Consider the following 16,606-nt stretch of genomic DNA (forward strand, 5'->3'; position numbering starts at 1 on the left):
GACATAGCCTTGCCTAAGGCCTCCGCTTTGCGGGGGCCTTTTTGTTATCCCTCTCCGCCCGCTTGACCAAAATCTTGCCGCAAGCTTGACGAATGCCGGATGCCCAACAGCTTGATTCATTCCATACCAGATTCTATGCAAAAATGCCACTAAAAGGTCGTAGACGGTAGCGGGTGCTAGGCGAGTTGAATGACATAGCTGAACCTTGTTCATTTGCGTTACACTGCCGCTTAGATGGGACAAGCTGACAAGCTCATTTACCTGCTTAAAGACCGATTAGTCGGGGGATTAATAACAATCGGCCCTCGCTGTACAAAAACTTGCCGCTTGCGTACCAAAAGACAACCTAGAACACAAGGTCGCTCTATTCATAGCGCGGCTTGTATGGTCTTGCGGTTACAGTGTCCATACGGTCGAGTTGAGGAGCGGGCATGGTAAACGATTTGGGCAGTATGGACGACCTCGAGCTGATGCCGCTGGGCGGTGGCTATATGGTGCGACGCGAACGCTTGATGAATGAGCTTCTCGCCAAGGGCCGAAAGGCCGGCATCGTGGTTCTTTATGCGCCCGACGGGTTTGGGAAGACCTCGGTGCTGCTGCAGTACACCCATGAGGTTAAATGCGACCCGACGCGAGGCCCCGTGCGGATTATCGAGGCCGATCGCGCCACTGGGCGCGAGGTGTTTATGCAGCTCGAGGTGGTTACCGAAGAACTCAAAGACAAACCGCACTCCCTTATCGCGATTGATAATGTGCCAAACCTCGATCAGCACGATACCGAAGACCTCATCGACAGGATTCGCGGCCTGCGCGCTATGGGGGTGGGGGTCTTTATCTCCTGCCGTCCTTCAAATCGTCAACTGATTCAGGGGCTGGGCGATTCGGTTAAGATCAATGCGCAGATGCTCAAGGTGCATGCCTATGAGTATTCGGCGTGGGCATCGGCGTTTTCGATCAGCACATCGCTCGACTTTTATCAGCTCACGCAGGGCGTGCCCGAGCTCGTTTCGGCATTGCAGACGGGTCTGTATGGCCAAGGCGACGTAGCCGGTCTGCTCGAAAACGAGATTGTCAACGTATATGGCGCGGCACTTGTCGACCTGGCTTCGCTCGACAATAATGCACTGTTTTGCGTGGCATGTCTCATGATTTTGATGGGCGAGGGCAATATCGCAGAACTCGAGGCTTGCGGGGTGAGGCTATCGATGGTCGACCAGTCCTACTTCGTACGCGACTACCCGATCTTTGGCTTGGACCCCGCCGAGCGGAGTTTTACGTGTCTGGGCACGGAGGATAACGGACGCTTGCGCTTGCGTAAGTTGGTGGCCGAGGTTCGCCCCGAACTTGTTCCGAGGGCGGCCCGGATTTTGCTTAAGGCGGGCCGATGCGATGCGGCGATGGGCCTGGCGGACGCTTTTTTGGACCGTGATGCGGTCCTTGAACTTGCTGGGCAGTATGGGGTCGATCTGGCTCTGACGGGGCACGGGGCCGATATCTGCCGAGCAGCGCTGGGCACGATCGATGCCGAGGATCCGGCTCCAGAGCCAACGCCTGCCGAGGCGCTTGGCGTATATCTGGCAGCGGTCAGCGTGTCCAATACAAAGCTCGCTCGCTATATGGCATCGGCCATCGAGCGCGGGGGCGAACGGGCGGCCTGCGAAATAGACCCTGTTTCATGGAGGGTGGCCCAGACACTGACGGCTGTTTGCTATGGGGACAACGGGCTTGGGCTTCCTACGAACCTGACCGTGCCAGAAATCGAGACATCCCATACCGCACTCGATATGTTGTCCGCGCATATCGAGGTCAAGCGCTGCCTGACCGAGCGGGGAGATGACGGCGGCGTTCTACAGCAGCTCAAAACGAGCAAGGCCTACGACTGCGAGCTCGACATCGCGGGGATTGTTATACGGGCCGACAGCATGCTGGTGGAGCTTTTTGACGGGTCGTTTGCGGGAACCGACGAGCGCGACGACGAGATGACGGTGGTGCGGGAGGCGCTCGACGTACGTGGGCTCAAGGCGATGGCTATCTGGGTGCGCATGGTGTTGGCGGCACGGCGGCTCCTTTCCGGCTTGCCGGTAACCGACGACGCGGCATTCAACGAGCTCGATCGTTTTGCCGTGCGCATGCGCGACAACCAGATTCAGCTGTTTGGCCTGTTGCTAGAAGGCTGGCAGTCGCTGGCAGAGGGACGGCCGGTTAATGCAAAGTTCCGTGCGGTCCAAGTGCTCAAACTTGCCGAGGAGTCGATTGCGTACATGCGCGATAACGCATTGCTGTTGGAGCGCGCGGCGTATCTGCGTAACACCTCGATGGTTTCGGTGCGCGAGGAAGCGGAGCTACTCGATATAAGCCAGACGCAGGTTGGTGGAGCGGAGGCCTGGATGGTGGCGCTGCATTTGGCCTGTGCGGGCCGAGACAGCGATCTTGCGGCCTGGATGTCCATGAATCGTGCGGGGATTCTGGAGCCATCGTATCGGCTCTTTGCGCGCCTTGCCATGCATTGTCTGGGCGAGCCGGCGACCAGGATTCGCAAGAAGCTTCCCGTGCGCGAGCTGTCGCGGTACTCGCTGCGCGATGATCTGGAAGGGGAGGGCGAGCGCCTGTTCCAGGCCGGCGAGGTTGAAGCCGTTGATACCATCGACCATATCGAGATTCGCATGTTTGGTGCGTTCCGCGCCGAGCGCGACGGGTTTCCCATCACGGACAAAATGTGGCGCCGCAAGAAGGCGGCGACACTTGCCGAGCGGCTTGCGCTGGGCATGGATGCGCTCGTCGACCGCGAGACGCTGGCCATGGAGTTGTGGCCCCATGCCGAGTTCAATAGCGCCCGCAACAACCTGTACTCGACGATATCGCGCTTGCGGTCGGCTTTGGGACCGACGCCGGATGGCAAGTCGTGTGTGCTCATCCAAAATGAATGCATCGGACTCAACGGCGACTACGTCAAGACCGATGTACGGCTGTTTGACCAGATAAGCCGCGAGGTTTTGGGAAATCGCACGGGTGCGCGCGGGCCCCATTTAGTTGAGCTGTGCCTTAAGATTGAGCAGCTTTATGCCGGACCGCTGTATGTTCCCAATGGCTGTAATCCCACCTACTTTTTGCGTATGCGACGCATTATGCAGTCAAAGTACATCGATTGCATGATTAAGGGAGCAAATGCCGCTCTAGAAGAAAACGATCTGCAGTCGGCGATTTGGCTGGCGGAGTCGGGTCTTCGACAGGAAACGGCGCGTGAGGATATGGTGCGCTGCGCCATGCGTGTCTACAGTGCGGCGGGGCGGAGGCGCGATATCGTCGAGCTATACAGTGGGCATATGCACCATCTGAGGGAGCAGGTCAATGGCGTACCCGAGCCCGAGACGCGGCATCTATATGAGCGCTTGGTGGAGGGTCGGCTCAACCGCGTGCTGGTCGAGCGATAAAAAACGGGCGCCCGAAGTACTTGGGCACCCGTAAGCTTGCTATGTGTCGGCTCGCCGGATCATTGGCTCTTAGACGAGCTTGATCTTCTCGATGTCCTTGCGCGAGGACTCGCGATACAGCGAGAACTTGCGGCCGATAACCTGAATGACGTCGGCGTGGCAGCGCTCGGCGAGCTCCTCGGCGGCCTCACGGGCAGAAAGGCTGGAGCCATCGAGCACGGAGCACTTAACGAGCTCGTGCTTCTCCAGGTAGGCGACCGTCTGCTCGACGGTGCCCTCGTTGACATCGGACTTACCGATGATGATGGCGGGGTTGAGGTGATGGGCCATGCTGCGAAGCTGCTTGACCTGGGCTCCTGTCAGTGCCATGGGTTCTCGCTTTCTATGTATGGGGCGCCCCGCGACGGGGCCTTAATCTACGTGAGCTGTCCCACGATAGCGCAGGAACGGCGCGGTGTGGAGCGCGTTTGCCCAGTTCAAAAAGAATGCGGATGCCGAGGTGATGGGCAGTGCGGGCTGTGAACGGGCTACGAGCGGGATTCAGAGACCGGTTCCCATGCAATAAACGCCCAGCGAACCTTACGGATATGGTCGAGCATATAGCGCCCCTGCGGCACGCCCTTGGAGCCCGGCTCGCCGGCATGGGGGTTTTCGATCATGTGCTGAGCGATATAGTCGCGCAGGCGGTCGATCTTATCCTCGTTGCCATGCTCGAGCATACGGGAAAAATCCGCCACGCCTGCCTCAAGGCTATCGAAGGTATCGCGACGAGGCGATTCAAAGTATGTAACCTGCGGCAACGCACCCATCTGAATGAGGATGTTGAAGGCGTACACAAAGCCATTGCTGCAGGTAACCGAGGCGCCGATAGCGTTCATCAAGTGCAGATCATAGCGCGGGCTGGAGTTAGCGACCATCGTGACAGTACAACGCCGACGAGCCGCACGGTCAAGCTTGGCAAGCGCACCTTTTAGATTGGTCGTCGTAACCGACCGACTGGCAAAGGCAACATCCACCGTTTTCGCGACCGGTCCAACCAAATCCCAATCATCATCCCAAGCAAGCTCAAGCGGCGTAATGCGATCCTCGAGCCCATAGTACTCAATACCAGCATCAAGCGTGCCCAACATGGCAGGGGAAAAATCAGCTGCAATCACGGGATGCCCGTCTTGCGCAAGCGGAATAGCAATCGACCCAGCTCCACACCCCATATCGAGCACCGACTCGCCGGGCTCAAGTGCCAACAGCTTTATAAAATCCCGAGCATAAGGGGCAGTCTCAAGAGGTCGAAAATGTCGAGCTCGCTTATCCCATTCAAAAGAATCATCAGCCCGATGCCGAGCGGCCTGCAGACGCATCCATTCGCCATTCCAATCCGCAGCAAGCAGCTCAGAACGAATCTCCCCATCAACCACGGGCCAACCTCCTCACACAACAAAAAAAGCGGCCCCTCCCAAAAGAAGAGCCGCAACAAGCATATATCAGAAAAAGAACCGTTCCAACGCCAAAACGCCGCACCAGCCAAGTGGTGCAGGAGCGAAGCAACTGCAACCGGGATAGAACCCAACTGAGGTCCCGTTGTGCGAGGAGCCCCGGGGAGGACAAATATATAAGGTCGATCGCGAGTTCCGCACGAGCCGGAGAGCACTTAATGTGCTCTCCGTGCGAGTCAGGACTGTCCGAGCAGGCGACCTTATATATTTGCCCTCCCCGGGGCTCCTCGCCAGCACCCCTCAGCTAGTTCTTGAGCGAGTTCAGCGGTGCCGGGAAGCGTCCACCGCGATGGGCAAGCACGGTGCCGGCGTTGGGGTTCACCGGCATGATGGGCGCACGGCCGAACAGGCCGCCGTACTCGACGCAGTCACCCACGCCCTTGCCGATGGCGGGAATCACGCGGACGGCCGTGGTCTTGTTGTTGATGACGCCGATGGCCATCTCGTCGGCGATGATGCCGGCGATGGTCTCGACCGGGGTGTCGCCGGGGATGGCGATCATGTCCAGGCCGACGGAGCACACGCAGGTCATGGCCTCGAGCTTCTCGAGCGAAAGCGCGCCGGCTTCGACGGCGGCGATCATGCCGGCGTCCTCGGACACGGGGATAAAGGCGCCGGAAAGACCGCCCACGCTGGAACTGGCCATGACGCCGCCCTTCTTGACGGCATCGTTGAGCATGGCGAGCGCGCAGGTCGTGCCCGGGCCACCGCAGGTGCCCACGCCGATGATCTCGAGAATGCGGGCAACGGAGTCGCCGATGGCAGGCGTAGGCGCCAGCGACAGGTCGACAATGCCCTTCTCGACACCCAGACGACGGGCGGCCTCGCGGCTCATGAGCTCGCCGGCACGGGTGATCTTAAAGGCGGTCTGCTTGATCTTCTCAGCGACCTCCATCATCGATGCGGAATCGGGGAGCGTCTCCAAGGCAGCAGCCATAACGCCGGGGCCCGAGACACCAACGTTGATGACGGCGTCGGCCTCGCCACCGCCGTGGACGGCGCCCGCCATAAACGGGGAGTCCTCGACCATGTTGGCAAAGCAGACAAACTTGGAAGCGCCGACGGAATCCTGGTCGGCCGTGAGTTTAGCGGCATCGATGATGGTCTGGGCGGCCATAAGCACGGCGTCCATGTTGATGCCGGCGCGCAGGCTGGCGACGTTGAGGCTGGAGCAGACGCGGCTCGTGGTGGCGAGCGCCTGCGGAATGGACTGTATAACGCGGCGATCGGCGTCGCCGATGCCCTTCTGGACGAGTGCGGAGAAGCCGCCCAGGTAATCGATGCCGAGTGTCTCGGCCGCGCGGTCGAGGGCGTGCGCGATGGGGGTGAGGTCCTCATCCTTGCAGCACGCGGCGATCTGCGCCACCGGGGTGACGGAAACGCGCTTGTTGACGATGGGGATACCGTACTCGCGCTCGAGGTTCTCGGCGGTCTCGACCAGATGCTCAGCCGTGTGCGTCACGTGGTCGTAGATCTTCGTGCACATGCGGTCGAGGTTCTCGTCGCCGCAACCCATGAGCGAAACACCCATGGTGATGGTCCTGATGTCGAGGTTCTGCTCCTCAACCATGCCGCGGGTTTCCGCGATTTCTGCAGGCGTGATCGCCATCCTTGCGCTCCTATCTGCCAAAACGAGCATAGTCTTATCTATTCTAACGTGCCGCACGTGCCAAGTGGCGCGTGCGGCACGTTTTAGTGCTCGGTTGTTTCCGTTGTGTTACTGCCCAAAGACCTCTTCGGCAATGCGCGCGCTTTCGGCGGCATCCTTGGCGTAGTAGTCCGCGCCGATCTGCTTGGCGTATTCGGGGGTGAGCACGGCGCCGCCTACGATGATCTTGACGCCCGGAACCTCGGCATGGAGCAGCTTGATGGTCTCCTCCATGGCGACGACGGTGGTGGTCATAAGCGCCGAGAGGCCGACGAGTTTGATATCGCGCTCCTTGACGGTCTTGAGTACCTCCTGCGGATCGACATCGCGGCCCAGGTCAAAGACGGTGTAGCCGTAGTTGTCGAGCAGCATTTTGACGATGTTCTTGCCAATATCGTGGATGTCGCCCTTGACGGTGGCCACGCAGATCTTGCCCTTGTCGGCGATCTCGCCGGCGGGCATCAGGCGCTTGATGGTGTCGAAACCCACGCGTGCGGCCTCGGCCGAGGCCATGAGTTGCGGCAAGAAGAACTTGCCCTGGTCAAAGAGGACGCCCACCTCGTCGAGGGCGGGGATAAAGTGGTTGTTGATGAGGTCCATAGCGTCGTGGTCGGCCAGCAGGCGCTCGGTCTCGGCCGCGATCTCGCCTTTGCGGCCCGAGACGACCATGTGGCGGATGGGGTCGTCGTTGCCGTCGGTGCCAGCGGTGCCAGCAGCGGGCACGGTGTCGGTCGATGCGGCCTGAGCCGCTGCCGGGTTGGCGGCGATCTTGTACGGATCGGTCCAGCCGGCATAGCGCTCGATGTATCCGGTCGAGCCCTCGTCCTCAACGCTCAGGACGCGATAGCTGTAGACGGTGTCCATAAAGCGCTTGGAGCCCGGGTTCATGATGGGGGCGTCCAGGCCCGCGCCAAAGGCGGCGGCCAAAAAGACCGAGCCCAGCAGCGGGCGCGCGGGCAGGCCAAAGCTGATATTCGACACGCCAAGCGCGCATTTGACGCCCAGGCGCTCCTTGCACAGGGACATGGCGCGCAGGATCTGCTCAGCCTGGCGCTGGTTGGTCGAGGCGGTCATGACCAGGCAGTCGATGAGGATGCGGTCCGGGCCGATGCCGTAGCGGGCGGCCTCGGCCACGATGCGCTCGGCGATGGCGAAGCGGGCCTCGGCGGTATCGGGGATGCCGCCTTCGTCGAGCGTAAGGCCGACGACGTTGGTGCCGTAGTGGGCAACCAGCGGAAAGATCTCATCCATGATCTGCTGCTTGCCGTTGACCGAGTTGATGATGGGCTTGCCGGCATAGCGGCGTACGGCGGCCTCGACAGCGGCGGGATCGGTGGAGTCGATCTGCAGCGGCAGGAGCGTGGAGCCCTGGAGCTGCTCGGTGGCCTGCTGGATAATCTTGACCTCGTCGATCTCGGGCAGGCCCACGTTGACGTCCAGGATGTCGGCGCCCTGTTCCTGCTGGCTGATGCCCTGGCTCACGACGTAGTCCAGGTCGCCGTCGCGCAGGGCCTGCTGCAGGCGCTTTTTGCCGGTGGGATTGATGCGCTCGCCGATGACGGCGATCTTGTGGCCGTCGCAGGGAAGGTCCACGACCGTCTGAGCGCTCGTGACCGACATGCTGGGCTTGCGGTGGCGCGGGCTGGGCGTGTGGTTATCGATAAGCGTGCGCAAGGCGGCCATGTGCGCCGGCGTGGTGCCGCAGCAGCCGCCCACGACGTTCACGCCGTCCTCAATCATGCCGGCGACAGCCTCGGCGTATTCGGGTGCCTGGATATCAAAGACGGTGTTGCCGTCGTCGTCCACATGGGGCAGTCCCGCATTGGCCTGCACCATAACGGGCTTGTCCGTAACGGTGAGCATACGCGCGGCGAGTCCTCGGAGCTCGGCCGGGCCCTGGCTGCAGTTGATGCCCAAAACGTCGGCGCCGATGGCGTCGAGGGTGATGGCGGCGACCTCGGGGCTCGTGCCCAAGAAGGTGCGGCCGTCTTCCTCAAAGGTCATGGTGGCAAAGACGGGCAAGTCGGAATTCTCGCGGCAGGCGAGGACTGCCGCCTTGATCTCGGCAAGGTCAGTCATAGTCTCGATAATAAAGAGGTCCACACCCGCGGCGACGCCAGAGCGCACCTCCTCGGCAAAGAGGTCGTAGGCCTCGTCGAAGCTGAGGGTACCCAAGGGGCGCAGCAGCGCGCCGATGGGGCCGATATCGCCGGCGACGTAGTGGGCACCGGCTGCGCGGGCGCAGGCGACAGCGGCGGCAAAGACATCTGCCACGGTGGCGGTACCGTCGAGCTTGTGGGCGTTGGCGCCAAAGGTGTTGGCGGTGATCACGTCGCAGCCGGCCTCGACGTACTGTCGCTGAATGTCGGTAATGACCTGGGGCTCCTCAAAGTTGAGCAGCTCGGGCAGGGCTCCGGCCTTCATGCCGGCCGCCTGCAGCATGGTGCCCATGCCGCCGTCGAACAGCAGATGCCCCGTGCCCTCGATGGCCGCACGCAGGCGATCGTCCTTAATGCGCAGATCGTCGATCGTGCGCGTCTTGTACGTGGCACCGTTGCGACGTGCGGCATCAACGGGAGCCGCCAGCGCAGCACCGTCAGAATCATGAGTGATAAGCGGGGTAAACATCGGTGGGCTCCTAGTGGCTGGAATAGCAGGTGGTGTGGGCGGCGCGGAAGCGGCAGTGCTCACGCATGCGGCAGATAGTGCAGGTGGGGCGGCTCTGGGCGTCGTGGACCTCGCCATCGAACAGACCGATCACCGCGGTCACGCTCTTGGTGGGCATGAGCAGGCTGGTCGGCGTGACGGTAAGTCCGATGAGCCGCGTGGCGTTGAGTGCAGCCACGATCGAGCGCTGGGCCGTAAGCGGGCAGTCGCCGTAGCCGGGGCTAAAGCGCCAGTTACCGGCGAGTCCGTGTGCGGCGGCCGCAGTCTTGACTTGCTGGTCCATCTGCTCGACGGCGGCTTCCACATAGGCGGAGCACGCGGCATCGAGCACGGCTCCCTCTAGGGGCTGCTGGGCTCCCGTGGTGCGCAGACGACGCTCGGCGTCCATGCCGAGGGTGCATGCTATGAGCGCGGCAAAGCGGGCATCTTTGAGATGTCGATAGATATCGCGACCTCGCAGCTCAACGTTGGTGCCAACCAGACGGATGCTGGGCTCTCCCTGCTCGTCCACGCCCGTGGCATCGATGGCAAATACGCGGCGCACGCCACGGGGCTCAATGTCCAGTTCCAGACGCTCGACCACAAGCTCAATACGTCGTGACAGTTCGGGCTCAATCTGCTGGCCGCCGTAACCCAGATACCGCAGCATCTCGGCACGGTCGACACGGGGATGGTGCGCAGCATCGACGCGGTAAAGCGCCGGCGACGCAAGGTCGGCCGGCACTTCGACAGCGGTTGTATCGATGTGCGGTTTTTCCATTACCCCAGGCGCTCCATAATGGTCGCGGCGATCGCAGGACGGTTCATAGTGTACAGGTGCAGACCGTCGGCACCGCGCTCCTTAAGGTCGCAAAGCTGGCGGGCGGCATAATCTACACCGGCTGCCTGCAGGCTCTCGGGGTCGTTCTCGTATTTGGCGAGAATCTTGATGACGGGGGAGGGTAGCGACGCGCCGCACATAAAGACCATGCGGCTGATCTGCGACTTGCCCATAAACGGCATGATGCCCGCGGTAATGGGCACGGTGATACCGGCCTTGTCGGCAAGCTCGCGAAAACGGTAGAAGCACTCGTTATCAAAAAAGAGCTGCGTTACAAAGAAGCTCGCGCCGGCGTCCTGTTTTTGCTTGAGGTGCTCGACCGAGAGGTTGAGATCCTCGCAGGCAATGTGGCCCTCGGGGTAGGCTGCGGCGCCCACGCAAAAGCCGGCGTCGACGAGCTCGGGGATAAGGTCGCGGGCGTAGGCGTAGTCCGAGGCGGGCTTGTCGTCCTCGGTCGCGCCGGCGGGAAGATCACCACGCAGGGCTAGGATGTTTTCCACGCCGGCGGTGCGATACTCGTCGATCTTGGCGGCGATGTCGGCGTGGGTGCGGCCCACGCAGGTGAGGTGCGCTACCGAGGGCGTATCGAATTCGCTCGAAATCATATGCGCGATGGGGGCGGTGGTGGCACCGTTGCCCGAGCCGCCGGCCGAGCAGGTGACCGAGACAAAGCTCGGCGAAAGCTTGCACAGATTGCCAGCAACCTCGCGGGCCGTGTCGAGGGTCAGCTCGCCCTTGGGCGGGAACATCTCAAACGAAACGGGCGCGGTGCCCTGGGATGCTGCCTGCTTAAAAACCTCGTCGACGCGCATATCGTGCTCCTTTAGATACATTAGTGTGATGTGTTGTAAGGATTCTACAGCACCACTGCGCTGCGGTGGAGTTTTACTCGCTATTTGGGGATACCAATCGAAAATGCTTCGCTATCGGCATTTCCTATAACAGAGCGGTCAATGTAGGATGGGTCTATATTGAATGGTATCTGATGCGAAATACCAGTTAATAGAGCCCCATCCTATCATTGACTACTCTTAAACCATGAGGAGAGGTCTGCAATTTATGCAGTTGATTGGCTGTTGAGGGTGGCAATGCCGCCTCGATAGGGTAACCTCATTGATTGGTTTCGCGACAGCAACATAACGGTAATGTCGCGGAAACACGGCGAGTCTAAGCTATGACTCGTTCGTTAGTAATCAACACCGCTTCTCACGCGGTGCCGATACGAAGGGAGTTCCGTATGGCCGAACTTACTGACCGCTTCGGGACCATGGTGTTCTCTGAGGAAGTCATGAAGGACTACCTCCCCAAGGACATTTGGAAGCGCCTTGCTGCAACCCTCGAGGGCGGTGAGCCGCTCGACCTGGATGTGGCCAACGCCGTTGCCCATGCCATGAAGGTCTGGGCCATCTCCAAGGGCGCGACGCACTACGCGCACTGGTTCCAGCCGCTTTCGGGCATTACTTCCGAGAAGCACGACAGCTTCCTGGAGCCCAACCACGACGGCACCGCCATTACCAAGTTTACGGGCAAGAACCTCATCCAGGGCGAGCCCGATGCCTCGAGCTTCCCCAACGGCGGCCTGCGTGCCACCTTCGAGGCTCGTGGCTACACCGCTTGGGACCCCACCAGCCCCGCCTTTATCAAGGACGATGTCCTGTGCATCCCCACGGCTTTCTGCTCCTACACGGGCGAGGCCCTGGACAAGAAGACCCCGCTGCTGCGCTCCATGACCGCGCTCTCGCGTGAGTCCAAGCGCGTTTTGGCGCTGTTCGGCAAGACCCCCAAGAAGGTCGTTCCTTCCGTGGGCGACGAGCAGGAGTACTTCCTGATCAAGAAGGACGCCTACCGCAAGCGCAAGGACCTGGTCATCACCGGCCGCACCCTCTTTGGCGCCGCTCCCTGCAAGGGCCAGGAGCTCGAGGAGCACTACTTTGGCGCTATCCGCCCCACCGTCTCTGCCTATATGAAGGATCTGGACGACGAGCTGTGGGCGCTCGGCATTCCCGCCAAGACCAAGCACAACGAGGTCGCTCCCTGCCAGCATGAGCTTGCCCCTGTCTATGGCGAGGTCAACGAGGCAATCGACCAGAATCTGGTCATGATGGAGAAGATGAAGCTCATCGCCTCCCGCCACGACTTGGTCTGCCTGCTGCACGAGAAGCCCTTCGAGGGCATCAACGGTTCGGGCAAGCACAACAACTGGTCGCTTGGCACCGAGTCCGAGAACCTGCTCGATCCGGGCGACACTCCGCTCGACAACCTGCAGTTCATCGTCTTCCTCACCGCGGTGATCGAGGCCGTCGATAACTACCAGGAGCTCCTGCGTGCCTCTGTTGCCTCGGCCGGCAACGACCATCGTCTGGGCGCCAACGAGGCTCCTCCGGCGATTATGTCCATCTTCCTGGGCGACCAGCTTACCGAGGTCGTCGAGAAGATCATCGATGGCAAGGCTTCCGTCCATGCCACGCGCGGCGTGCTTGACCTGGGCGCCGATACCCTGCCCAAGCTGATGCAGGACAACACCGACCGCAACCGCACCTCCCCGTTTGCCTTCACCGGCAACAAGTTCGAGTTCCGTGCCTGCGGCTCCGAGCAGAACGTCTCCGACTCCAACCTGGTGCTCGATGCCGCCGTGGCCAAGTCGCTCAAGTCCTTCGCCGACGCGCTTGAGGGTACGCCCGAGGACGAGTTCCAGGACGCCGCGCTCGAGTACTGCAAGAAGGTCCTGACCGACCACCAGCGCATCCTCTTCTCCGGCGATGGCTACTCCGATGAGTGGCCCGTCGAGGCCGAGAAGCGCGGCCTTGCCAACAACAAGACCACGGCCGATGCCCTGCCCGCCTTTGTTTCCGATAAGGCCATTGCGCTCTTTGAGGAGACGGGTGTCCTGACCAAGGCCGAGGCTCAGTGCCGCTACGACTGCAAGCTCGAGAAGTACAATAAGCTCATGAACATCGAGGCCACCACGATGGTTCGCGAGGCGCGTCGTACCTATCGCCCGGTCATTACCGCCTATGCCACCAAGGTCGCTAAGGGCCTTGAGGCTATCCGTGCTGCCGGTGCCGATGCTGCCATGCAGTGCGAGCAGAACACGCTCAACAAGCTCTGCAACGGCATCACCGCCATCAACGACTCCATCAAGGCGCTCGACGCCGTACATCAGAAGGCCGAGGGCCTCGATGGTCAGGAGCAGGCCAACGTGTACGCGCACGAGGTCGTTCCCGCCATGGATGCGCTGCGTGCCGCCGTGGATGCCATGGAGGAGATCGTGGCCGCCGACTACTGGCCGGTCCCGACCTACGACGACATCCTGTTCTACGTGTAGGACTGGGACAACATACCGTCACGGTTGAAAGCCGGGGCCCGCATCGCGCGGACCCCGGCTTTTTGTTTGTGAAGGACGCTTTGGAGTCCGTTTTGCAACTGATTCGCCCACGCAATAAGGGGCCGTGGACAAAAAACGCAAATATGAGTACTGTCACTAAACTAGTTCCATATCAAAATGGCAGTTTTTGCCGAGTTAGACCACATATGTCCAGGTATATAGCTGAGGTCGGGCCTAATCTGAGCACTAGGTCGTTGATTTGACATCTGATTCACCATCTAAAAGGCCGAATTCGCTGTTACTAAATCGGTAACAGTACTCACATTTGCCATTTTTGCCCACAGGCCTTGCGATGGTGCCGGGATCCGCACCCTGTCGGGTTCGAATCCCGGCGTTGAGGCAGAAAAAAGCCCGTCACCGCGAGGGCAACGGGCTTCTCGATTTAAATGGTGCCCCCAGCGGGATGTCCGCGTGCGGCTGGCGCCGCCCGCTTTCGCTGCGTCGCTCCGCTCCTTGCGTGCTGCGCTGGAAAACGCTTGCGCGTTTCCTCAGCTCCGCACCCTGTTGGGTTCGAATCCCGGCACATCGGTAGCAAAAAGCCCGCTACCGAATTGGTAACGGGCTTCACCTCTCAAATGGTGCCCCCAGCGGGATTCGAACCCGCGATATCCACCTTGAAAGGGTGGCGTCCTTGGCCGCTAGACGATGGGGACAGCGGGAAAGAGTATAGCAGACTTTTTTGCCGGCGCGTATATCGTTGGCAAACTGGAAAACCACCACATAGGAGCTGGCTCTCTATCCCGATTCTCAAACATCTCAACCTGTAACATCTGGGCTGATAAATCGGCTCTATGTGTTACAGATCGAGACAAAAGGCAGGCGTCGGGACGAACATCTCATTCTGTAACAGTAAGACGACTTTTAACGGTCTAGATGTTACAGATTGAGACAAACCGCTGGGACGGGTCAAAACCGCCACAAAGGTACCTGTCCCCTTTGTGGTGGTGGGGTGCTAGGGGAGGAGCTTCATGGCGGCGTCGTGGGCGGCGCGCTCGTAGGTGTCGTCGAGGGGCTTGAGCGGCAGCAGGGCTGTGGCCTGCGCATCGCCGCGGCGCTCGAGGGCGTGTGCGATCAGCCAGTCGGCGAGTTCGGGGTTTTTGGGCAGCGCCGGCCCGTGCAGGTACGTGCCGATCACGCCCTTGTAGACGAGGCCCTCAAAGCCATCGTCGCCGTTGTTGCCGGTGCCCGTGACGACGGACGTTCCGAGCGGCGTGGCCGCTGTATCGAGCAGGGTGCGGCCGCCGTGGTTCTCGAATCCCACAAAGGGCTCGGGTGCCAGATTGGTTTCGACGGCTACGTTGCCGATCAGGCGGTCGGAGCCGCGTACGGTTTCGGCGGCAATGACCCCCAGACCCTCAATGCGATCGTCGCCCATATAGTACGAACGGCCGAGCAGCTGATAGCCGCCACAGATGGCAAGCAGCGAGCCGCCGTCCTCAACATAGGCCGCGACCTTGTCTTTTTGAGCGAGCAGTTCATGTGCAACCGCCAACTGGTCGCGATCGGAGCCACCGCCCATCATAACGATGTCGGCGTCGGTGAGATCGAGCGTCTCGCCCATGTGGACTTCGTCCACACGCACGGGAATGCCGCGCCAGGCGCAGCGGCGTTCGAGCGCGATAACGTTGCCGCCGTCGGCGTAGAGGTTGAGCGCATCGGGATACAGGTAGACGATGCGCAACGGGCGCGAAAGCTCGACCGGCGCAATATCGGTGGGGACAGCGCTGCCATCGGCGCGCGTTATGGCGTGGGAGACAATCGAGCTTGCATCGTCGTCTTTAAGCCCGTCGAGTTCCTTGACCAGCGGCGGGAAGGCCGTGTAGTTGGCGACGGCGTAGAAGGTGTCATCGGCGGCCTCGTCTGCCATGGCGCCAATTGCCTGCGCGACGTCCGAGATAATGGCGGCGTCGATGCCGGCGTACTTGAGGCGCACCTGCATATCGTGTGCACGCGTGCCGCCGGCAAAGGCGACAAGCCCCGGGGTATCGGCGATGCGCTCGAAGTCGACGTCGTAGATCCACGAGACATCGTGGCCGTCGGCGTCGTTGTCATTGAGGAAGAAAGCGCAGAGTCTGCCGCCTGCCGTCTTGATGGACTGGATTTGTCGATCGAAGCCTACGGGATTCTTGGCCAGGTTGGCCTCGACGGTGCGGCCGGCGATATCCCAGCGCCCCATACGACCGCCGGCAGGCACATAGGCATCGAGCGTAGGCTGTAGAAGCGCCGTGTTCACGCCCAACTCGTGTGTGGCAAAGAAGGCGGCGGCAACGTTATAGACCATGTACAGACCGTTGTAGCGCGTGGCGATGTGCGTTGCGGGTGCGTCGGTATCGGGTCCAAAGACAAGGTCAAAGCCGTAGCCGTCGCAGCCGAGTTCCACGCCCGTCACGCGACGGACAAGCGCAGGGCGGGCCCAGCCGCACGAGGGGCAATGGTAGGCGCCGAGTTGACCATACTGTACGTAGTCGTACTCCAACGGGGCGTTGCACTGCGAGCAAAAGCGCGAGTCGCTAATGCGGTCGGACTCGGTGCCCGTGGCGCCATCGATGCCAAAGGCAATACTCGCGTTGGGAACGCGCGCGGCAATCGAGGCGCACAGCGGGTCGTCGGCGTTGTAGATGAGCGTCGTTGCCGGCGAAAGCTCCAACGCGTGGGCGATGACCTCCTGGGTGTGATCGATCTCGCCATAGCGATCTAGCTGGTCACGGAACAGGTTGAGCAGCACGAAGTACGTCGGCTTGAGCTTGGGCAGGACGCGCACAGTGTAGAGCTCATCGCATTCAAAAACGCCTACGCGCTTGCTGCTGGCGGTTCGCTTAAGGTTGCCGCGGGCCTCGAGCAGAGCGCCCACCACACCAGGCTCCATATTGTTGCCGGCACGGTTGCACACCACGGTAGCACCGCTGGCAGCAACGGCGTCGGCGATGAGGTTGGAGGTGGTGGTCTTGCCGTTGGTGCCGGTGATCACCACGCTGCGGTCGACCAGGCTCGCGAGGTCGCTTAGCAGCTCGGGGTCGATCTTCATGGCGATGCGGCCGGGGAGTACGCCGCCCTGGCGCTTAAGGACGGAGCGCAGCCCCCAGCGGGCGATATCGCTCGAGGCACAGGCGAGAGATGAGCGGAAGTTCATGAAGCCGTTCCTAACGTGAATGACATGGTCGT

The 16,606-nt window shown here is 61.1% G+C and carries 9 protein-coding genes and 1 tRNA gene; 2 read left to right on the forward strand and 8 right to left on the reverse strand.

Annotation, left to right across the window (positions count from 1 at the left end; genetic code table 11):
- Positions 1–431: 431 nt before the first annotated feature.
- Positions 432–3,431: a BTAD domain-containing putative transcriptional regulator gene (locus DW821_RS08845; protein WP_118066549.1), complete on the forward strand. Its 3,000-nt coding sequence runs from the start codon at positions 432–434 to the stop codon at positions 3,429–3,431.
- Positions 3,432–3,500: 69 nt separating this feature from the next.
- On the opposite strand, the gene DW821_RS08850 is transcribed toward DW821_RS08845, so the two are convergent.
- The 6 genes from DW821_RS08850 to DW821_RS08875 form a co-directional block, all read right to left on the reverse strand.
- Positions 3,501–3,800, reverse strand: a complete 300-nt coding sequence (locus DW821_RS08850) for a YhbY family RNA-binding protein (protein WP_117628893.1) — start codon at positions 3,798–3,800, stop codon at positions 3,501–3,503.
- Between the two features lie 158 nt (positions 3,801–3,958).
- Complete coding sequence (locus tag DW821_RS08855) at positions 3,959–4,675, reverse strand: methyltransferase domain-containing protein (protein ID WP_233505631.1); 717 nt, start codon at positions 4,673–4,675, stop codon at positions 3,959–3,961.
- A 493-nt stretch (positions 4,676–5,168) separates the two neighbouring features.
- A complete protein-coding gene (locus DW821_RS08860; RefSeq protein WP_118066551.1) occupies positions 5,169–6,533 on the reverse strand; it encodes a PFL family protein in 1,365 nt (454 codons plus the stop codon).
- 108 nt (positions 6,534–6,641) lie between these two features.
- Positions 6,642–9,200, reverse strand: a complete 2,559-nt coding sequence (locus DW821_RS08865; protein WP_199584329.1) for a homocysteine S-methyltransferase family protein — start codon at positions 9,198–9,200, stop codon at positions 6,642–6,644.
- A 10-nt stretch (positions 9,201–9,210) separates the two neighbouring features.
- A complete protein-coding gene (locus tag DW821_RS08870; RefSeq protein WP_118066553.1) occupies positions 9,211–9,999 on the reverse strand; it encodes a hypothetical protein in 789 nt (262 codons plus the stop codon).
- A complete protein-coding gene (locus DW821_RS08875; protein WP_118066555.1) occupies positions 9,999–10,871 on the reverse strand; it encodes a methylenetetrahydrofolate reductase in 873 nt (290 codons plus the stop codon). Before DW821_RS08875 ends, DW821_RS08870 begins: the two co-directional genes overlap by 1 nt.
- Positions 10,872–11,296: 425 nt before the next feature.
- On the opposite strand from DW821_RS08875, the gene DW821_RS08880 reads away from it, so the two are divergent.
- Complete coding sequence (locus DW821_RS08880; protein ID WP_118066557.1) at positions 11,297–13,384, forward strand: glutamine synthetase III; 2,088 nt, start codon at positions 11,297–11,299, stop codon at positions 13,382–13,384.
- Between the two features lie 636 nt (positions 13,385–14,020).
- On the opposite strand, the gene DW821_RS08885 is transcribed toward DW821_RS08880, so the two are convergent.
- Together DW821_RS08885 and DW821_RS10340 are read right to left on the reverse strand one after the other, a co-directional pair.
- Positions 14,021–14,097, reverse strand: a tRNA-Glu gene (locus tag DW821_RS08885).
- A 299-nt stretch (positions 14,098–14,396) separates the two neighbouring features.
- Positions 14,397–16,574: a MurT ligase domain-containing protein gene (locus DW821_RS10340; RefSeq protein ID WP_233553045.1), complete on the reverse strand. Its 2,178-nt coding sequence runs from the start codon at positions 16,572–16,574 to the stop codon at positions 14,397–14,399.
- Positions 16,575–16,606: the final 32 nt, after the last annotated feature.

This window comes from Collinsella sp. AM33-4BH (assembly GCF_003469205.1).
Taxonomy (GTDB): Bacteria; Actinomycetota; Coriobacteriia; order Coriobacteriales; family Coriobacteriaceae; genus Collinsella.

Excerpts from the sequence above, each read along its gene's own strand:
- DW821_RS08870 (WP_118066553.1), bottom strand. The coding sequence starts at position 9,999 with ATGGAAAAACCGCACATCGATACAACCGCTGTCGAAGTGCCGGCCGAC.
- DW821_RS08850 (WP_117628893.1), bottom strand. The coding sequence starts at position 3,800 with ATGGCACTGACAGGAGCCCAGGTCAAGCAGCTTCGCAGCATGGCCCAT.
- DW821_RS08875 (WP_118066555.1), bottom strand. The coding sequence starts at position 10,871 with ATGCGCGTCGACGAGGTTTTTAAGCAGGCAGCATCCCAGGGCACCGCG.
- DW821_RS08865 (WP_199584329.1), bottom strand. The coding sequence starts at position 9,200 with ATGTTTACCCCGCTTATCACTCATGATTCTGACGGTGCTGCGCTGGCG.
- DW821_RS08845 (WP_118066549.1), top strand. The coding sequence starts at position 432 with ATGGTAAACGATTTGGGCAGTATGGACGACCTCGAGCTGATGCCGCTG.
- DW821_RS10340 (WP_233553045.1), bottom strand. The coding sequence starts at position 16,574 with ATGAACTTCCGCTCATCTCTCGCCTGTGCCTCGAGCGATATCGCCCGC.
- DW821_RS08860 (WP_118066551.1), bottom strand. The coding sequence starts at position 6,533 with ATGGCGATCACGCCTGCAGAAATCGCGGAAACCCGCGGCATGGTTGAG.
- DW821_RS08880 (WP_118066557.1), top strand. The coding sequence starts at position 11,297 with ATGGCCGAACTTACTGACCGCTTCGGGACCATGGTGTTCTCTGAGGAA.